At 68.5% G+C, this 16,788-nt stretch carries 15 protein-coding genes and 1 pseudogene; 5 read left to right on the top strand and 11 right to left on the bottom strand.

The features are described 5' to 3' along the window. The first annotated feature begins 60 nt into the window (after window positions 1-60). The 5 genes from AX750_RS14660 (at window position 61) to AX750_RS14640 (ending at window position 5,142) form a co-directional block, all read left to right on the top strand. Window positions 61-1,005 carry an ABC transporter permease gene (locus AX750_RS14660; protein ID WP_066725390.1) on the top strand — a complete coding sequence of 315 codons (945 nt, stop codon included), beginning with the start codon at window positions 61-63 and terminating at the stop codon, window positions 1,003-1,005. Continuing rightward, complete coding sequence (locus AX750_RS14655) at window positions 1,005-1,889, top strand: ABC transporter permease (RefSeq protein ID WP_066725387.1); 885 nt, start codon at window positions 1,005-1,007, stop codon at window positions 1,887-1,889. The genes AX750_RS14660 and AX750_RS14655 overlap by 1 nt, the downstream gene beginning before the upstream one ends. Before the next feature lie 114 nt (window positions 1,890-2,003). Next, on the top strand, window positions 2,004-3,803 hold the full coding sequence (locus tag AX750_RS14650) for a gamma-glutamyltransferase family protein (RefSeq protein ID WP_066725385.1): 1,800 nt from the start codon (window positions 2,004-2,006) through the stop codon (window positions 3,801-3,803). A gap of 10 nt (window positions 3,804-3,813) precedes the next feature. Then, window positions 3,814-4,539 (top strand): DUF1028 domain-containing protein, encoded by a 726-nt coding sequence (locus AX750_RS14645; protein ID WP_066725383.1) that lies wholly within the window; start codon window positions 3,814-3,816, stop codon window positions 4,537-4,539. 87 nt (window positions 4,540-4,626) lie between these two features. Next, the gene (locus AX750_RS14640) at window positions 4,627-5,142 is read left to right on the top strand and encodes a DUF2345 domain-containing protein (protein WP_066725380.1); all 516 of its coding nucleotides are present in this window, start codon (window positions 4,627-4,629) and stop codon (window positions 5,140-5,142) included. A 45-nt stretch (window positions 5,143-5,187) separates the two neighbouring features. On the opposite strand, the gene AX750_RS14635 is transcribed toward AX750_RS14640, so the two are convergent. The 11 genes and pseudogenes from AX750_RS14635 to AX750_RS26560 all read right to left on the bottom strand — a co-directional run. Beyond that, entirely contained in the window at window positions 5,188-6,294 is a 1,107-nt protein-coding gene (locus AX750_RS14635) for an alanine racemase (RefSeq protein WP_245282402.1), read from the bottom strand. Beyond that, window positions 6,291-6,749 (bottom strand): RidA family protein, encoded by a 459-nt coding sequence (locus AX750_RS14630; protein ID WP_066725377.1) that lies wholly within the window; start codon window positions 6,747-6,749, stop codon window positions 6,291-6,293. Before AX750_RS14630 ends, AX750_RS14635 begins: the two co-directional genes overlap by 4 nt. Next, window positions 6,746-7,285, bottom strand: a complete 540-nt coding sequence (locus tag AX750_RS14625) for a GNAT family N-acetyltransferase (RefSeq protein ID WP_066725374.1) — start codon at window positions 7,283-7,285, stop codon at window positions 6,746-6,748. Before AX750_RS14625 ends, AX750_RS14630 begins: the two co-directional genes overlap by 4 nt. A gap of 114 nt (window positions 7,286-7,399) precedes the next feature. Further along, window positions 7,400-8,563: an amidohydrolase/deacetylase family metallohydrolase gene (locus tag AX750_RS14620; RefSeq protein ID WP_066725371.1), complete on the bottom strand. Its 1,164-nt coding sequence runs from the start codon at window positions 8,561-8,563 to the stop codon at window positions 7,400-7,402. A gap of 99 nt (window positions 8,564-8,662) precedes the next feature. Beyond that, window positions 8,663-9,598 (bottom strand): N-carbamoyl-D-amino-acid hydrolase, encoded by a 936-nt coding sequence (locus tag AX750_RS14615; RefSeq protein WP_066725368.1) that lies wholly within the window; start codon window positions 9,596-9,598, stop codon window positions 8,663-8,665. 167 nt (window positions 9,599-9,765) lie between these two features. Then, window positions 9,766-10,674 (bottom strand): ABC transporter permease, encoded by a 909-nt coding sequence (locus AX750_RS14610; protein ID WP_082732735.1) that lies wholly within the window; start codon window positions 10,672-10,674, stop codon window positions 9,766-9,768. A gap of 2 nt (window positions 10,675-10,676) precedes the next feature. After that, window positions 10,677-11,618 (bottom strand): ABC transporter permease, encoded by a 942-nt coding sequence (locus AX750_RS14605; protein ID WP_066725364.1) that lies wholly within the window; start codon window positions 11,616-11,618, stop codon window positions 10,677-10,679. A 138-nt stretch (window positions 11,619-11,756) separates the two neighbouring features. Then, a complete protein-coding gene (locus AX750_RS14600) occupies window positions 11,757-13,358 on the bottom strand; it encodes an ABC transporter substrate-binding protein (RefSeq protein WP_066725363.1) in 1,602 nt (533 codons plus the stop codon). Between the two features lie 264 nt (window positions 13,359-13,622). Continuing rightward, window positions 13,623-15,035 (bottom strand): amidase, encoded by a 1,413-nt coding sequence (locus tag AX750_RS14595; protein ID WP_066725361.1) that lies wholly within the window; start codon window positions 15,033-15,035, stop codon window positions 13,623-13,625. 33 nt (window positions 15,036-15,068) lie between these two features. Beyond that, complete coding sequence (locus AX750_RS14590; RefSeq protein ID WP_066725359.1) at window positions 15,069-16,298, bottom strand: Zn-dependent hydrolase; 1,230 nt, start codon at window positions 16,296-16,298, stop codon at window positions 15,069-15,071. A 194-nt stretch (window positions 16,299-16,492) separates the two neighbouring features. Further along, window positions 16,493-16,788 (bottom strand): annotated as a pseudogene (locus tag AX750_RS26560) (hypothetical protein); the annotation flags it as partial.

Below are 16,788 nucleotides of genomic sequence, written 5' to 3'. Positions count from 1 at the left end.
CGAGCGGCACTGCCCCCCACCCCGGCCCTCCCCACCGCAAGCGGGGGGAGGGAGGCGCCCATGCTCGCGCTGATCGGCCGCCGCGTTCTGATCGCGATACCGACGCTGTTCCTGGTGTCGCTGTTCGTGTTCGCCCTGCAGCGTGCGCTGCCGGGCGATCCGTTCCTCGTGATTGCGGGCGAGGAGCGCGATCCGGAGGTGATCGCACGCTTGCGCGCGATCTACCGCATGGACGATCCCGTCGTGGTGCAGTTCTTCGCCTGGCTCGGCCAGGTGATGCAGGGCGATTTCGGCCGGTCGCTGCGCACCGGCGAGCCCGTGCTCGGGCTGATCCTGCAGAAGCTGCCGGTGACGCTGCAGCTCGCCATCGCCTCGATCCTCGTCGCCATCGCCATCGGCATTCCCGCCGGCGTGCTGGCGGCGCGGCGCAAGGACACGGTGGTGGACTACTCGACCAGCGCGCTCGCGCTGTCGGGCTTGTCGATCCCGAATTTCTGGCTGGGCATCATGCTGATCCTGGTCGTGTCGGTCGAGCTGCAGTGGCTGCCGGCCTCCGGCTATGAACCGTTCTTCAAGAGTCCCTGGGGGGCCATCGAGCGCCTGATCATGCCGGCCTTCGTGCTCGGCTCCGGCCTCGCAGCCTTCCTGATGCGCCACACCCGCTCGGCCATGCTCGAGGTGCTGCGCTCCGACTATGTCCGCACCGCCCGCGCAAAGGGGCTGGACGAGGACGCGGTCGTCCACCGTCACGCGCTGCGCAATGCGCTGGTGCCGATCATCACGCTGACGACGATCCTGTTCGGTGAATTGCTGGCCGGCGCGGTGCTGACCGAACAGGTCTTCACCATCCCCGGCTTCGGCAAGCTCATCATCGATGCGGTGTTCAACCGCGACTATGGCGTCGTACAGGGCGTGGTGCTGTGCACGGCAATCGGCTTCATCCTGATGAACCTCTTGGCGGACGTGCTCTACATCCTGGTCAACCCGCGGCTGAGGGCGCAGTGATGACGACCGCTGCCACCGGCACGCTCGCCACGCCTCCCGAACTCGCCTTGCGCCCACGGCCCGGCGTGCTGGCGCGGCTCGCCCGCAACCGCTCGGCGCTGATCGGCGGGGCGATCGTGCTCGTCTTCGTGCTGATGGCCGTGCTGGCGCCGCTGCTGCCGCTGGCCGATCCGCTGAAATCGAACTTCCTCGCCATCCGCAAGCCGCCCTCCGAACTCTACTGGTTCGGGACAGACGAACTCGGACGCGACCAGGTCGCGCGGCTGTTCTTCGGCGCGCAGGCCTCGCTGCTCGCGGGCATCGTCTCGGTCGTGATCGCGCTCGCCATCGGCATCCCCTTCGGGCTGCTGGCCGGCTGGTATGGCGGCTGGATCGACGCCGCGATCTCGCGCGTCACCGAGGCGATGCTGGCCTGCCCCTTCCTGATCCTGGCGATCGCCTTCGCCGCCGTGCTCGGCCCCTCGCTGACCAATGCGATGATCGCGATCGGCCTCTCGGCCGTGCCGGTCTTCGTGCGGCTGGTGCGGGCGCAGGTGCTGAGCGTCAAGGCGGAGGACTTCGTCGAGGGCGCGAGGGCGGTCGGTGCCCGCGACCTGCGCATCGTGCTGCGCCACATCCTGCCAAACATCCTCTCGCCGATCGTGGTGCAGTCGACGCTGTTCATGGCGCAGGCGATCATCCTCGAGGCGGCGCTCTCCTTCCTCGGGCTCGGCCAGCAGCCCCCTGCCCCGTCCTGGGGCCAGATGCTGAACGTCGCCAAGAACTTCATGGAGCAGGCGCCTTGGATGTCGGTGGCGCCGGGCGTCTGCATCTTCCTCGCCGTGCTCGGCTTCAACCTGCTCGGCGACGGCCTGCGCGACGTGCTCGACCCGAAGGAGGGATGAGTTGCTTGCACCGCGCGCCCCTCATACCCGGCACGGCGCAGCCGGGCTCGCCATTTCGCCCTAAGCTCCCGCCCGCCCGTTTCGCACCGATTTCGCCTGCACTGGATCCCCCGCATGTTCACGACCCGGCCTGAAATCCTCGGCACCTTCGGTGTCTGCACCTCGACGCATTGGCTCGCGACGGCGACCGGCATGGCGATGCTGGAGAAGGGCGGCAACGCCTTCGACGCCTGCGCGGCGGCCGCCTTCGTGCTGCAAGTCGTCGAGCCGCATCTGGTCGGCCCCGCCGGCGAGATGCCGGCGGTGTTCTATTCGGCCAAGACGAAGAAGGTCGAGGTGATCTGCGGCCAGGGCACGGCGCCGGAGGCCGCGACCATCGAAGCCTTCAAGGCGCTGGGGCTCGATCTCGTGCCGGGTTCGGGCCTGCTCGCCGCCGTCGTGCCCGGCGCCTTCGGCGGCTGGATGACGCTGCTGCGCGACCATGGCCTGCTGCCGCTGCGCGAGGTGCTGGAGCCCGCGATCAGCTATTTCGAGAACGGCCATCCGATGCTGCCGCGCGTCTCGGACACCATCGCCGGGCTGACCGACCTGTTCACGAACGAGTGGCCGACCTCGGGCGAGGTCTATCTGCCCGGCGGGCAGGTGCCGCAGGCCAAGGCTCTGTTCCGCAACACCGCCGCGGCCGAGACCTATAAGCGTATCCTGAGCGAGGCGGAGGCTGCGGGCGGCAGCCGCGAGAAGCAGATCCAGGCGGCCTATGACGCCTGGTACAAGGGCTTCGTCGCCGAGGCGATCGACTCCTTCTGCCGGACGACGGAGGCGATCGATTCCTCCGGACGCCGCCACAAGGGTCTGCTCACCGCCGACGACATGGCGCGCTGGCAGCCGACCTACGAAGCGCCTGCCAGCGTGACCTATCACGGCTGGGAGGTCTTCAAGATCGGCCCCTGGGGCCAGGGTCCCGTCTTCCTGCAGACGCTGAAGATCCTCGAGGGCATCGACATCGCCGGGATGGGCCCCGACAGCGCCGCCTTCATCCACCATGTCGCCGAGGCGATGAAACTCGCCTTCGCCGACCGCGAGGCCTATTACGGCGACCCCGATTTCGTGAAGGTGCCGCTGGCGACGCTGCTCTCGGAGGACTATGCCCGCGGCCGCCGCAACCTGATCACGGACACGGCCTCGCAGGAGTTGCGGCCGGGCATGATCCCCGGCTTCGAGGCGCAGGTCGCGCAGGCGCTGGCCGGCGTGCGCTATGCCGGACAGGCCGGCAAGAGCGACGCGACCGTCGGCGAACCCACGACGGCGGCGATGGTGGCGGCCGGGCGGCGCGGCGACACGGTCCATATCGACGTCATCGACAAATGGGGCAACATGATCGCCGCCACCCCTTCGGGCGGCTGGTTCCAGTCCTCGCCGGTGATCCCGGCGCTCGGCTTCCCGCTCAACGCACGCGCCCAGGCCTTCTTCCTCGACGAGGGGCTGCCCTCGGCGCTGGCGCCGTTCAAGCGGCCGCGCACGACGCTGACGCCGTCGCTCGCCTTCGAGAATGGCGAGCCGCGCCTCGTCTTCGGCACGCCGGGCGGCGACCAGCAGGAGCAGTGGCAGCTCGGCCTGTTCCTGCGCCGCGTGCATCACGGCCTCAATCTGCAGGAGGCGATCGACCTGCCGCTGTTCCACACCCAGCACTTCCCCTCGACCTTCTATCCGCGCGAGGCCAAGCTCGGCCATCTGGCTGTGGAGGAGAGCATCGGCGAAAGCGTGCTGGCTGATCTCACCCGCCGCGGCCACAAGCTGGAGCGGGCGCCGGCCTGGACGATCGGCCGCCTCACCGCTGCCGAAAAGAGCACCGACGGTCTCTTGCGCGCGGCCGCGACGCCGCGTCTGATGCAGGCCTACGCGGCCGGCCGGTGAGGAAACCCGCATGACCTGGTCCATCGTCGCCCGCGACGCCGCCACCGGTGCCTATGGCGTCGCCGTCTCGACCTGCGCCTTTGCGGTCGGCTCGCGCGTGCCCTATGGCGGCGGCCGCATCGGCGCCATCGCGACGCAGGCCTTCGTCAACCCGCTCTACGGTGTCGACGGGATGCGCCTGCTCCAGGAGGGGCGCTCGGCGGTCGAGATCATCGCGACGCTGACCGCGGCCGATGAGGGCCGCGCCCATCGCCAGCTGCATGTCATCGACCGCGAGGGCAAGATCGCCGCCTTCACCGGCGCCTCCTGCATCGACTGGTGTGGCGCCGTCGACGGGCCGCAGGTCTCCGTCGCCGGCAACATGCTGAGCGGGCCGGAGGTGATCCAGCAGACGCTGAAGGCTTACATCGCCGCCTCGGCGCTCGACTTCGACGAGCGGCTGCTGGTTGCGCTCGAAGCTGGCGAGAAGGCGGGCGGCGACAAGCGCGGCCGGCAATCGGCGGCGATCCGGATCTGGTCGGGCGAGCCGGTGCCGAGCTTCGACATCCGCATCGACGACCATGTCGATCCGCTGGCCGAGCTGCGCCGGCTCTGGCGCGTCGCGCATCAGCGCTACGTCCCCTTCCAGCAGGCGTCGCCCTCGCGCTCGCGCCCGGCCGGCGTGACCGACCGCAACGAGCTCGACCGCCTGTGCAACGAGTACGCGGCCGCCTGGAACGCGCGCCATCCCGAATAGCTGTTCCGGAAGGAACTTCTGTCCGGCTGGGTAAAGCGCTAAGCTTCCCCAACGTCCGCATGGTCGGACGAAAGCGAGGACGCCGCCATGGCCAGCGACAGCGACGCTCTGGAACGCCGGATCGCGAAACTGGAAAGCCATATCGCGGCCCTGACGGCGATGATCTCGGCCACGCCCGGCGGCGCGCTGGCGATCAGCGCGCCGGGAGGCATCAGCGTCACTGCCGGTGGAGCGATCTCGATGACGGCCGGGAGCGCCTTCGCTCTGACGGCCGGGAGCATGATCGGCGTCAGTGCCGGAACGCGGATCAGACTGGCCGGCGGTCAGGAGGTCGCCATCGACAGCCGGCAGTGCCATGTCGAGGCCACGGTCGATCTGAGCCTGTCCAGCACGCAGTCGATGTCGATCGAGACCGGTAAGAAGCTCACCGTGACAGCCGCCGACGAAGTGGCGGTGAAGAGCGGCAGCGCCCAGATCGAACTCAAGAAGGACGGGTCGGTCACGACGCGAGGGCGCGACATCACGACCACCGCCTCGGGCCGCGTCACCGTGAAGTCGAGCGCCGACACGGTGATCAAGGGCAGCAAGATCATCCAGAACTGAACGCGGGACAGGTCGGAGAGGCCAGAGCCTCCCCGGCCCGGCCGTTCAGACCAGCTTGCCCCGAGCCGCGACCGGCAGGTCGCCGATCAGGCGGTCGCCGCGCACGGTCACCAGCCGGTCGACCATGTTGACGACGACGCAGACATGGTTCGGCACCACGCGGACGATCTCGCCCACGCCCGGCCGGTCATTGCTGGCCGAGAGATCGAGAAAGCCGTGTTCCTCCGCGAATTTCGCGATGCGCGCCGCCGGATATTCGAGAATGTGGCCATGGCCGTCGAGCCCGCCGGAATCGCTCGTCAGCGTCTTGGAGCCGGAATCGAGGATGCCGCGCTCGGGGCCGGCCCGGCTGACCACCGTGGCGTAGACGGTCAGCGCGCAATCCGCCAGACTCGCCACCCCGGCCGCGACCTGCATGCGATCGTTGAAGATCGAGGTGCCGGCACGGTGCTCGGTCGCGCCCTTGAGCTCGCCGATATGGGGAATGTTGGGCGAGCCTCCGGTGGAGACGATCGACGCCTCCAGACCCGCCTCGCGCAGGCCGGCATTGGCGGTGTCGAGGAACACTTGTGTACGCGCCCAGCCATCCTCCGGCGGATACATCAGGAAGCCGGCGAAGCGCAGCCCCTTCGAGCCCGCGATCAGCTTCGCCAGTTCGACCGCCTCGCCGGGGGTCTCGACGCCGGCGCGCTGGCGGCCGGTGTCGCATTCGACCACGACCTCGAGGTCGCGCCCAGCGATCTCCGCCGCCTGGGGCAGGCCGGCGATGGTGACGGGGTTGTCGGCGGCGACGATCATCCGCACCCGGCGCTGGAGATGGCCGAGCCGGCCGAGTTTCTGCTCGCCGAGGATGTTGTAGCTGATCAGGATATCGTCGATGCCGCCATCGGCCATCACCTCGGCCTCGCCGAGCTTCTGGCAGGTGATGCCGCGCGCCCCGGCCTCGATCTGGAGGCGGGCGAGTTCGGGCGACTTATGCGTCTTGATATGCGGGCGGTTGGCGACGCCCTTGGCATCGCAGACGGCCTGAAGGCGCGCGATGTTGGCCTCGACCTTGTCGAGATCGATCACCACGGCCGGCGTGCCGTAGATGCGGGCGATCTCGTCCTTCAGCGTCTCGTGACGCAGCCTGTCCTCGGCGAGAGCGCTCACGGCAGCACCCGGATGATCGCTTCGATCTCGACCGGCATGTTGCCGGGCAGCGAGCCCATGCCGACGGCCGAGCGCGCATGGCGCCCGTTCTCGCCGAGTACGGCCACGAGCAGGTCCGAGCAGCCATTGATGACCTTGGGCTGGTCGCCATATTCCGGAACGGCGTTGACCATGCCGAGCAGCTTGATGACCTCGACCTTGTCGAGCGAGCCGGCCGCCTCCTTCATTGCCGCGAGCAGGCCGAGCCCGGTGTTCCTGGCGAAGTCATAGGCCTGCTCGGTCGTGAACTCCCCGCCGACCTTGCCGTTGGGGATCGAGCCGTCGGGGTTGCGCGGGCCCTGCCCCGAGAGAAAGACAAGATCGCCGGCCTTCCTGAAGCGCACGTAGTTAGCCATCGGCGCCACCATCGCGGGCAGTTCCAGGCCCAGATCCTTCAGTTTCTGCTCGGCGCTCATGGTGTCGTTCGTCCCTCTGCGGTCGTTTCATGTTCTGGTCGGAGCGCACGCTCCATATAGCGGGCGGCATCGTCATAGCTGGCGAGCTTCTCCGCAAGGGCAGGCGCATGCACCTCGCGAAAGCCCTGCCGCCGCCAGAAGCCGGACGAGCCGTCGATGGCAACGAGTGCGAGGCAGGAGAGGCCGGCGTCGGCCGCGATCTCCGCCAGCCTCGCGGCGGCGATGCCCCCTGCCCCGCTGCCGCGGGCCTGCGGCAGGAGCGCGAGATCGTGGATGTAGAAGCAGCCGGCCTGCGACGGCAGCGCGCCGAGCAGGCTGTTCAGGGCCGGCGGGGCGGCGCGGCGCCAAGGATGGGCAACGACATAGCCGATCGGGCCGACCGGCCCGTCGAGCACGAGGCAGCCCAGCGGAAAGAGCCGCAGCCGCTCGGCGAAAACGGCCTCGTCTTCCGGGTAGCCGGGATGCACCACGGCCGCGACCGCCAGCACGGCCGGCAGGTCGGTCGCGGTCATCGGGCGCCAGAGAGTATCGGACATGCGAGTCGGTCAGCGATGAGACACAAGCGTCATTCTCGGGCGGAGCGTAGCGCAGACCCGAGAATCTCAGGCAAGAGATGCTCGGGTCGAGCCCGAGCATGACGAGCCGTTCGCTTACGCCGCGACCTTCCTGAACTTGTTCGTCCGCTTCGGGTGCCACCAGGCGCCCTTGAGCACGACGCCCTCGGAGACGATCCTGCGGTCGCCGATCATGTGCTCGCCAGTGACGTCGGCATAGTCGAACTTGCCCTCCTTCACCGTCAGGATCGTCGCATCGCCGAGCGAGCCGACCTTGAGCGAGCCGTATTCGGGCCGCTTCAGCGCCATGGCGGCGTTGACGGTGGAGGCCGCAACGACATCGTTCAGGCTCATCCCCATCACCAGGAACTTCGACATGGTCGTGACCTGGTCATAGGCCGGGCCATCGATGCAGAGCTTGTGGACGTCCGAGGAGATCACGTCGGGCTGGAAGCCGTTGGCGAGCATGGCCCGCGTCGTCTTGAAGGAAAACGAGCCCTTGCCGTGGCCGATATCGAAGATGACGCCGCGCTTACGGGCGGCCGCGACCTCCGGCTTCACCGTGCCCTGCGCCGTGCAGGGCGCGTTCGGGAAGGGGCGGAAGGCATGGGTCAGCACGTCGCCCGGCCGCAGCATGTTGACCACCTCCTCGTAGGAGGGCGGCGGATGGTCGATATGGCACATCAGCGGCATGCCGACCTCGTTGGCGACCTGCAGCGCGACGTTGAGCGGGGCGGTGCCCTGGTCGCCCGAGGCGTGCAGACCGACGCGCACCTTGATGCCGACGATCAGGTCACGGTTCTTGTCGGCGACCTCGGCGCAGTCGATCGGATTCATCATCGCCATGTCGCGGCTCTCGCCGACCATGACGCGGTGGTCGAAGCCGTAGATGCCGGCGTGGCTGACATGGAGATAGGCGAGGATACGGGCCTGGCTGCGCTCGATGACGTGCTTGCGGAAGCCCGGCCAGTTGCCCGGCCCGGCCGAGCCGGTGTCGACCGAGGTGGTGACGCCCGAGGCCCGACAGAATTCGTCAGCGTCGATACCGAGCGACGTGCCGCCCCAGTAGACATGGGTGTGCAGGTCGATCAGCCCGGGCGTGACGATGTAGCCGGAGACGTCGCGGATTTCCTTGGCGCCCTTCAGGTCCTTGCCGAAGCCGGAGACCTTGCCGTCGGTGAAGGCGACGTCGCAGACGCCGTCATGCTTCTGCGAGGGGTCGATGACGCGACCGCCCTTGAGAATGAGATCATGGGTCATGGAGCTTCCTCGCCCGTTGCTTGGATTTCAGAACAGAATGTCGGTGTTGAGAGCGCCGCCGAGCGGCGAACGGTCATGACAGAGCATCGGGTCGAGCGCTCACGCCGGCTCGACCGCGCCCTTGCGCTCGACGATGAGGCCATAGGCCTGTGGCTCGCGATGCTTGGCGAAGTTGAAGGTCGAGGCCTTGTAGCTCTTGCCGAGATCCATGTCGCAGCGGGCGACGACCAGTTCGTCCCCTTCCGTCACCGCCTGCGCCACGACCTCCCCGGTAGGGGCGATGATGCAGGAGCCGCCGATCTGGTCGACGCCGGCTTCCACACCCGCCTTGGCGACGCCGACCACCCAGGTGGCGTTCTGATAGGCGCCGGCCTGCATGACGAGCTGGTTGTGGAAGTTGCCGAGCCGGTCGTGATCGGGGGCCGGTGGATTGTGCTTGGGGGTGTTGTAGCCCAGCAGGATCAGCTCGACATCCTGCAGCCCCATGGCGCGGTAGCTCTCGGGCCAGCGCCGGTCGTTGCAGATCATCATGCCGATGTTGGCGCCCATGCTGCGCCAGACCGGCCAGCCGAGATCGCCCGTCTCGAAGTAGCGCTTCTCGAGATTCTGGAACGGTGCTTCGGGGCGATGCTCCGGATGGCCCGGCAGATGGATCTTGCGGTACTTGCCGACGATGGCGCCGGATTTGTCGACCAGGATCGCCGTATTGAAGCGACGCTTGCGGCCAGCCTCGTAAGCGAGCTCGCAATAGCCGAGATGGAAACCGACGCCGAGGCGCTTGGCCTCCTCGAAGAGCGGCGCGGTCTCGTTGGAGGGCATCGCGCTCTCGAAATGGCTGTCGATCTCGTCCTCGTCCTCGATCCACCAATGCGGGAAGAAGGCGGTGAGTGCCGCCTCAGGATAGACGACCAGATCGGCGCCATGGCTCTTGGCCTGCCGCATCAGCTCGATCATTCGCGCGACGGCGGAGGCACGGCTCTCGTCGCGCTGGATCGGGCCGAGTTGCGCAGCGGCGATGGTGAGGAAGCGGCTCATCCCAAGGCCTCCAGGGTCCGTGCCGGAGCGGAGGCGGCGGCTTCGTGGTGGGAACGATCAGGCATCGGCTCACGCTCGGCAGTCAGGCGCCGCCGCTGCGGCTTGTTCTGGTCCCGGGCGCCAGACGCCCGGGCAAAGGATCGGGCCCGGGGCCCCTACTGCGCCCCTCAGAGCGCCTTGGCGAGACGCGGATCGAGCGAGTCGCGCAGGCCGTCGCCCAGCAGGTTGACCGCCAGCACGGTGATCGAGAGGAAGATCGCCGGGAACAGGATGATGTGCGGCTTGACCTGCCAGAGCGCGCGCCCCTCGGCCATGATGTTGCCCCAGGACGGCGTCGCAGGCGGGATGCCGGCGCCGATGAAGGAGAGGATCGCCTCGATGATCATGGCGCTGGCGCAGATATACGTCGCCTGCACGCTCATCGGCGCGAAGGTGTTGGGCAGGATGTGACGCAGGATGATGCGGGGCGTGCGGGCGCCATTGGCGATCGCCGCCTCGACATAGGGCTGCTCGCGCAGCGACAGCACGACGCCGCGCACGAGCCGCGCCACGCGCGGGATCTCGGCGATGGTGATGGCGATGATGACGTTCTGGATCGAGCCGCGGGTCAGCGCCATCAGGGCGATGGCGAGCAGGATCGGCGGGATCGACATCATGCCGTCGATGATCCGCATGACGATGCCGTCGGCCCAGCGCACGAAGCCTGCGAAAAGGCCGATCGCCAGTCCGATGACCGAGGACAGGATCGCGACGCTGAAGCCGACGACCAGCGAGACGCGGGCGCCGTAGACGACGCGGGAGTAGATGTCGCGGCCCAGCATGTCCGTGCCGAACCAGTAGAGTTCGGAAGGCACGCGGGTGCGCCGGGACGTCGCGATGGCGGTCGGGTCCACCGTCCACAGCAGCGGCGCGAAGAGGCCGATCAGCGCCATCAGAACGAGCAGCGATCCGCCGATGGCGACGGCCGGGTGGCGGCGCAGGTAGCGCCGGAAGCGGGCGAAGCGGCCGGGAACCGGGGCGACGCCGGGTTCGGGCGCAGCGGCCAGTGCGGCGGGCGCCGGGAGGGAGCTCGGCATCGTCAATAGCGTATCCTCGGATCGACGATCGTGTAGGTCAGGTCGATGATCAGGTTCACCAGCACATAGACCAGGCTGAACATCAGCACGACGCCCTGGATGACGGGGTAGTCACGCCGCAGGATGGCATCGACGGTGAGGCGTCCAAGACCCGGAATGGCGAAGACGCTCTCGGTGACGACGGCGCCACCGATCAGCAGCGCGATGCCGATGCCGATGATCGTGACGATCGGCACGGCGGCGTTCTTGAGCGCGTGCAGGAAGAGTACCTCGCGCTGACCGACGCCCTTGGCCTGGGCGGTGCGGACATAGTCCTGCTGCAGGACCTCCAGCATGGTGGCGCGGGTGATGCGCGCGATCAGGGCGATGTAGACCAGCCCGAGCGTCATCGCCGGCAGGACGAGGTTCTTGAACCAGGGCACGAAGCCTTCGGAAATCGGCGTGTAGCCCTGCACGGGCACCCAGTCGAGCTGCAGGGCGAAGACATAGGCCAGCAGATAGCCGACGACGAAGACCGGCACCGAGAAGCCGAATACCGCGAATGCCATGGCGCCGCGATCGATCCAGGTGCCGGCTTTCCAGGCCGCGATCACGCCCATCGGCACGGCGATCGTCACCGCGAAGATCAGCGTGAGGATCATCAGCGAGAGCGTCGGCTCGATACGCTGGGCAATGAGCTGCGTCACCGGCAGCGAGGTGAAGATCGAGGTGCCGAGGTCTCCCTGCAGCACCCGGAACGACCATTCGGCGAAGCGCACGAGATAGGGCCTGTCGAGGCCGAGGCTGGCGCGGATGCGCTCGACGTCGGCGGGCGAAGCCTGATCGCCGGCAATGACCGCCGCAGGATCACCCGGCGCCACATAAAGAAGAGAAAAGACGAACAGCGCCACGAAGGCCATCACCGGGATGGTCGTAATGATGCGTCTGACGATGAAGGCCAGCATTGCGGCTCACGCGTCCTTGTTTGGTTGCACGGGAGGTCGGTCGGCACGGCTGGCCCACCGCCAGGCCCCGAGGCGGAGCCGAAGCGGCGCACCGGCGCGCCGCTTCGTCACGAGGACGCCGAAGGGCGCCCCCGTCGATCAGGCCTTCGTGACGCCCCAGAGGACCGGAAACGGCCCGCTGGTCACGCCCGAGACGTTCTTCCGCCAGGCCTGGTAGCCGAGATAGAAGCCCGTGGGGCAATAGACGACGTTCTCGACCGCGGCCTTGTTCAGGCGGCCCATGGCGGCCTTCTCCTCCGCCATGTCCTTGGCGTTGAACCAGTTCGTCACCTCAGTTTCCACCGCGGGGACGTCCGGCCAGCCGAACCAGGCCTTGTCGCCATTGGCGCGCACGGCCGTATAGGAGGCCGGGTTCACGCAGTCGGCGCCAGCATGCCAAGTGTGGAACATGCTCCAGCCGCCCTGCCCCGGCGCCGTCTTCTGCGCGCGGCGGGCACCGACCGTACCCCAGTCGGTGGCGACGAAGTCGACCTTCATGCCGATGCTCTTCAGAAGCTCGGCCGTCACGTCGCCCATCGCCTTGGTCGCGGTCATATCCTGCGCGACCACGCAGATCACCGGCTCATCCTTGTAGCCGGCCTCGGCGAGCAGCTTCTTGGCCTCCGCGACGCTCTTCTTCTTCATCATCTCGCCGCCCTCCTCGGTGTAGAGGGGCGTGCCGGGGGTGAAGAAGCTCGCCATCGGCTTCCAGAGCTTGTCGTCGTCGCCGACGATCGAGCGCATGTAATCTTCCTGGTTCAGCGCCGTCATCACCGCCTGGCGCACCTTCACATTGTTGAAGGGCGGATGCAGGTGATTCATGCGGAACGCGCCGATATTGCCGAGCGGATCGCCGATATCGACGTTGATGTTGGCATTGCGCTTGAGAATCGGCACGAGATCCGCCAGCGGCGTCTCCCACCAGTCGACCTCGCCATTCTGCAGCGCGGCGGCGGCGGTCGCCGGATCGGGCATGATGACCCACTCGATCCGGTCGAAATTCATGACCTTGCCGCCTGAGAGCCAGTCCGGCTTCTCGGAGCGCGGCTTGTAGTCGGCGAATTTCTCGAACACCGCCTTGGCGCCGGGCACCCATTCGTTGCGGACGAACTTCATCGGCCCGGAGCCGATGTATTCGGTGATCTGGGTGAAGGGATCGGTCTTGGCGATCCGTTCCGGCATGATGAAGGTGCAGGGCGAGTTGTTCTTGCCGAGGGCCAGCAGCATCTTCGGATAAGGCTGCTTGAGCGACCATTTCCAGGTCAGGTCGTCGACCGGGACCAGCTCGTTCTGGATGGCGCGGATCATCAGGCCCATCGGGTCGCGGGCCGACCACCGGATCAGGCTCTGGACGACGTCCTTCGAGGTCACAGGAGCGCCGTCGTGGAACTTCAGGCCCTCGCGCAGCTTGAAAGTCCAGGTCAAACCGTCGGCCGAGACGGTCTCGCTCTCGACCATCTGGCGCTTGGGCTCGAACTTCGAGTCGATGCCGTAGAGCGTGTCCCAGACCAGCAGCGCGGCGTTGCGCACGACATATTGCGTGCCCCAGATGGGGTCGAAATTCGCAAGGTTCGCCTGGGGCACGAAGCGCAGCGTCTTGGAGGCCGCCGCCCCTTGGGCAAGGGCCGGCATGGCGAGGCCGCCTGCTGCGGCGAGCGCGCCCGTCCCGGCCGCGGTCTTCAGAAATGTTCTGCGGTCCATCATTCTCTCCCCTGACACGGCAACCTCTCGACGGGTGACCTTGGCGCGAGTTTGGGCAGAAATTTCTGCCGTGACAACTCGTCTGGCCGGCCCTCCGCAGGCGGCGAGCGGCTTGCACGCATCGTGCCAAACGGAACCGCCTCGGGCTTTTTGGCGAGAACGGGCCTCCGGCTCGGTTTTGAGGGCAGAGAATATTTTTCTGAAGACAGCGACGGCGGCGCGAGATCGCGCCGCCGCGGGTGGGTTCGCGCGCCCGCCTGCTTCTCAGGCGGCGCCGACAGGCGCGTCGATACGGGGGAAGGGTCGTGCCGCCTCGAAGGCCGCGGCGGCGCGCAGAACCAGCGCGTCGCGTCCAAAGGGCCCGACGATCTGGAGCCCGGCCGGAAGCCCCGCCGCCGTCAGCCCGCAGGGCAGCGAAATCGCCGGCGCCTGGGTGATGTTGAAGGGGTAGGTGAAGGGCGTCCAGCGCGTCCAGTCCTCGCCATAGCCGCCATGGCGCGGCGTGTTGGCGCCGGCCTCGAAGGCCGGCAGCGGCAGCGTCGGCGTCAGCAGCAGATCGAAGCGTGCATGAAATTGCGCCATCCGGTGCGCAAGCGTATTGCGCTGGTTCAGCAGCGCATCGACATAGGCCGCGCCCGGCACGCGCTCGCCCTGTTCGGCCACGGCGACGAGGCCGGGGTCCATCCGCGCGCGCTCTGCGGGGCCGGCCGTGCGCAAGGCCAGCGCCGCACCGGCCGACCAGATCGTCATCAGCGTCTCGATCGGGTCCTCGAAGCCCGGATCGACCTCCTCGACGGTCGCGCCCAGATCCCGGAAGGCGAGCGCCGCGGCCCGCGTCAGCGCGGCGATCTCGGGATCGACCGGGACGTCGCGGCCGAGCGTCGGCGACCAGGCGAGGCGCAGCCCCTTCACCCCGCCCTTCAGCCCGTCGACATAGTCGGGCGGGCGGTCGATCATCGCCGTCATGTCGCGGCTATCGGGCCGGCCGATCGCGTTCATGGCGAGCGCGGTATCCGCGACCGTGCGGGTCAGCGGGCCGAGATGGGCGAGGAAGCCCATGGTGGAGACCGGCCAGGCCGGCACGCGCCCATAGGTCGGCTTCAGGCCGACGACCCCGGTGAAGGCCGCGGGGATCCGCACCGAGCCGGCGCCGTCCGTGCCAATATGGATGCAACCGAGATTGAGGGCGGCGCAGGAGGCCGCACCCGCCGAGGAGCCGCCGGGGCCGGTGGCGATGTTCCAGGGATTGCGGGTGATGCCGGAGAGCGGCGAGTCGCCGACGCCCTTCCAGCCATATTCCGGCATCGTCGTCTTGCCGAGGAAGACGGCGCCGGCCTCGCGCAGCCGCGCGGCGGCGGGAGCATCCTCGGCGAAGGGCGCGTCGGAGGCCATGGCCGAGCCGCGGCGCATCGGCCAGCCGGCCACGCCGATATTGTCCTTGATCGTGACGGGCACCCCGTCCAGCGGGCCGAGCGGCTCGCCCTTGAGCCAGCGGGCCTGGGCGGCCTCCGCCATGGCGAGCGCCACCTCGGCGTCGCGCACGACGAAGGCGTTGATCTGCGGCTCGAAGCGCTCGATGCGCTCGAGCGCGTCCCGCGCGACCTCGACCGGGGAGAGGTCGCGGCTGGCGTAGAGCGGGCCGAGTTCGGCGGCCGACAGCGATGCGATGGTCGTCATGGGGCTGATCCTGTCTGCGTCGTTTCGGGTGGCCTAGGCGTTGGCGACGCGCCAGGCCGCGTTCAGCAGGACATTGGCGCCCGCCGCGATGTCGTATTCCGTGCTGAACTCCGCCGGATTGTGCGAGAGCCCGCCGATGGAGGGGATGAAGACCATCGCCGTCGGGCAGATGCGCGACATCATCTGCGCGTCGTGCCCGGCGCCGGAGATCATCCGCCGGATCGGCAGACCGAGCTCCGCAGCGCTCTCCTCCACGGTCGCGATCAGCGACTCGGTGAAGGGCGTGGCGGGAAAGCGGGCGAGGTCGCGGAAGGCGATCTCGATGCCGTCGCGCGCGGCGAGCGCGGCGCAGTAGCTCCGCACGGCGGCCTCGGCCTGGGCGAGCCGGGCGTCGTCAGGATTGCGCAGGTCGAGCGTCATCACCACGGTCTCCGGCACGACGTTGACGTTGGCCGGCTGGACGCGGATGACGCCGCTATTGGCGAGCTGGCCGGGGATCGCGCGGGTCAGGTCGTTGGCGTAGAGATTGATACGCGCGGCGGCGAGGCCGGGATCCTTGCGATAGGCCATCGGGGTGGTGCCGGCATGGCTCGGCCGGCCCTTCAGCGTCAGCTCGAGCCAGCAGATCGCCTGGATGCCGGTGACGGCGCCGAGGCCACCGCCCTCGTTCTCCAGCACCGGCCCCTGCTCGATATGGAGTTCGAGATAGGCATGGGCGGGCAGGAAGCCCGGCCGCTCCGGGCCCTCATAGCCGATACGCCGGAGTTCGGTGCCGAGCACGGCGCCGTCGGAATCCTGCTCGGCATGGGCTGCCTCCACGCTCATGCCACCTGCCCAGACATAGGACCCCAGCATGTCGGGATGGAAACGAGCGCCCTCCTCGTTCGTAAAGGCGATGACGGCGAGGTCTCGCTTCGGCACGAGGCCGGCATCGCGCAGCGTCGCCAGAACCTCGACGCCTGCGACGACGCCGAGCGCGCCGTCATAGCGGCCGCCCGTCCCCACCGTGTCGATATGGGAGCCCAGGATGACCGCCGGCCCCTCTTCCCGGCCCTTGAGGATGCCGACGATGTTGCCGATGGCATCGATCTTCACCGCGAGGCCGAGCGCCGTCATCTCGGCAACGAGCCAGTCGCGGCCCTGCCGGTCCTCGTCCGTCAGGGCGAGGCGGCGGCATCCGCCTTCCGGCGTCGCGCCGATCGCTGCCAGCGCCATGAGCCGCGACACCAGCCGCGTGCCGTCGACCCTGAGATTGCTGCCCATGCTCGTCTCCCCGCCAGGCGGTGCCGGAGCCGGATCCAACCCCCGCTGCAACGCCCATCCTGCATAGTCGCGCCGGCCGCGACCTGTCGATGCCTGCGGCGGCAAGGCGGGCCGGCGCAAATGCAACGGGCGCAGACTTGCGTCTGCGCCCGTCGGATCGGAGGCGCCCCATTCAGGGCGCCGAGCGGTGGAGATCAGAACTCCTCCCAGCCCGTATCGCCCGAGCGGCTGTTGACCACTTTCTTGGCCGGAGCGGCGGGCATGGGCGCCGGTTCGCGCGGCGCCGGAGCCTTGCCCTGCCCGAAGGCGGCTGCCGCGAGCTGGCGCAGACGGGCGGGCTCCGTCGCGGGCCTGGACGCAGGACCCATGGCAGGCGCCTCGTGGCCAGTGCGGAAGGAGGCGACGAGGTCGTTGAGCTGGACGATCTTGCCCGAAAGCGAGCCGGCGGAGGCGGCGCTCTGTTCGGCCAGCGCCGCGTTCTGCTGGGTCA

It is taken from the genome of Methylobacterium sp. CCH7-A2 (assembly GCF_001557075.1).
Lineage (GTDB): Bacteria > Pseudomonadota > Alphaproteobacteria > Rhizobiales > Beijerinckiaceae > Allobosea > Allobosea massiliensis.
This window is presented reverse-complemented; position numbering and strand designations above follow the sequence as displayed.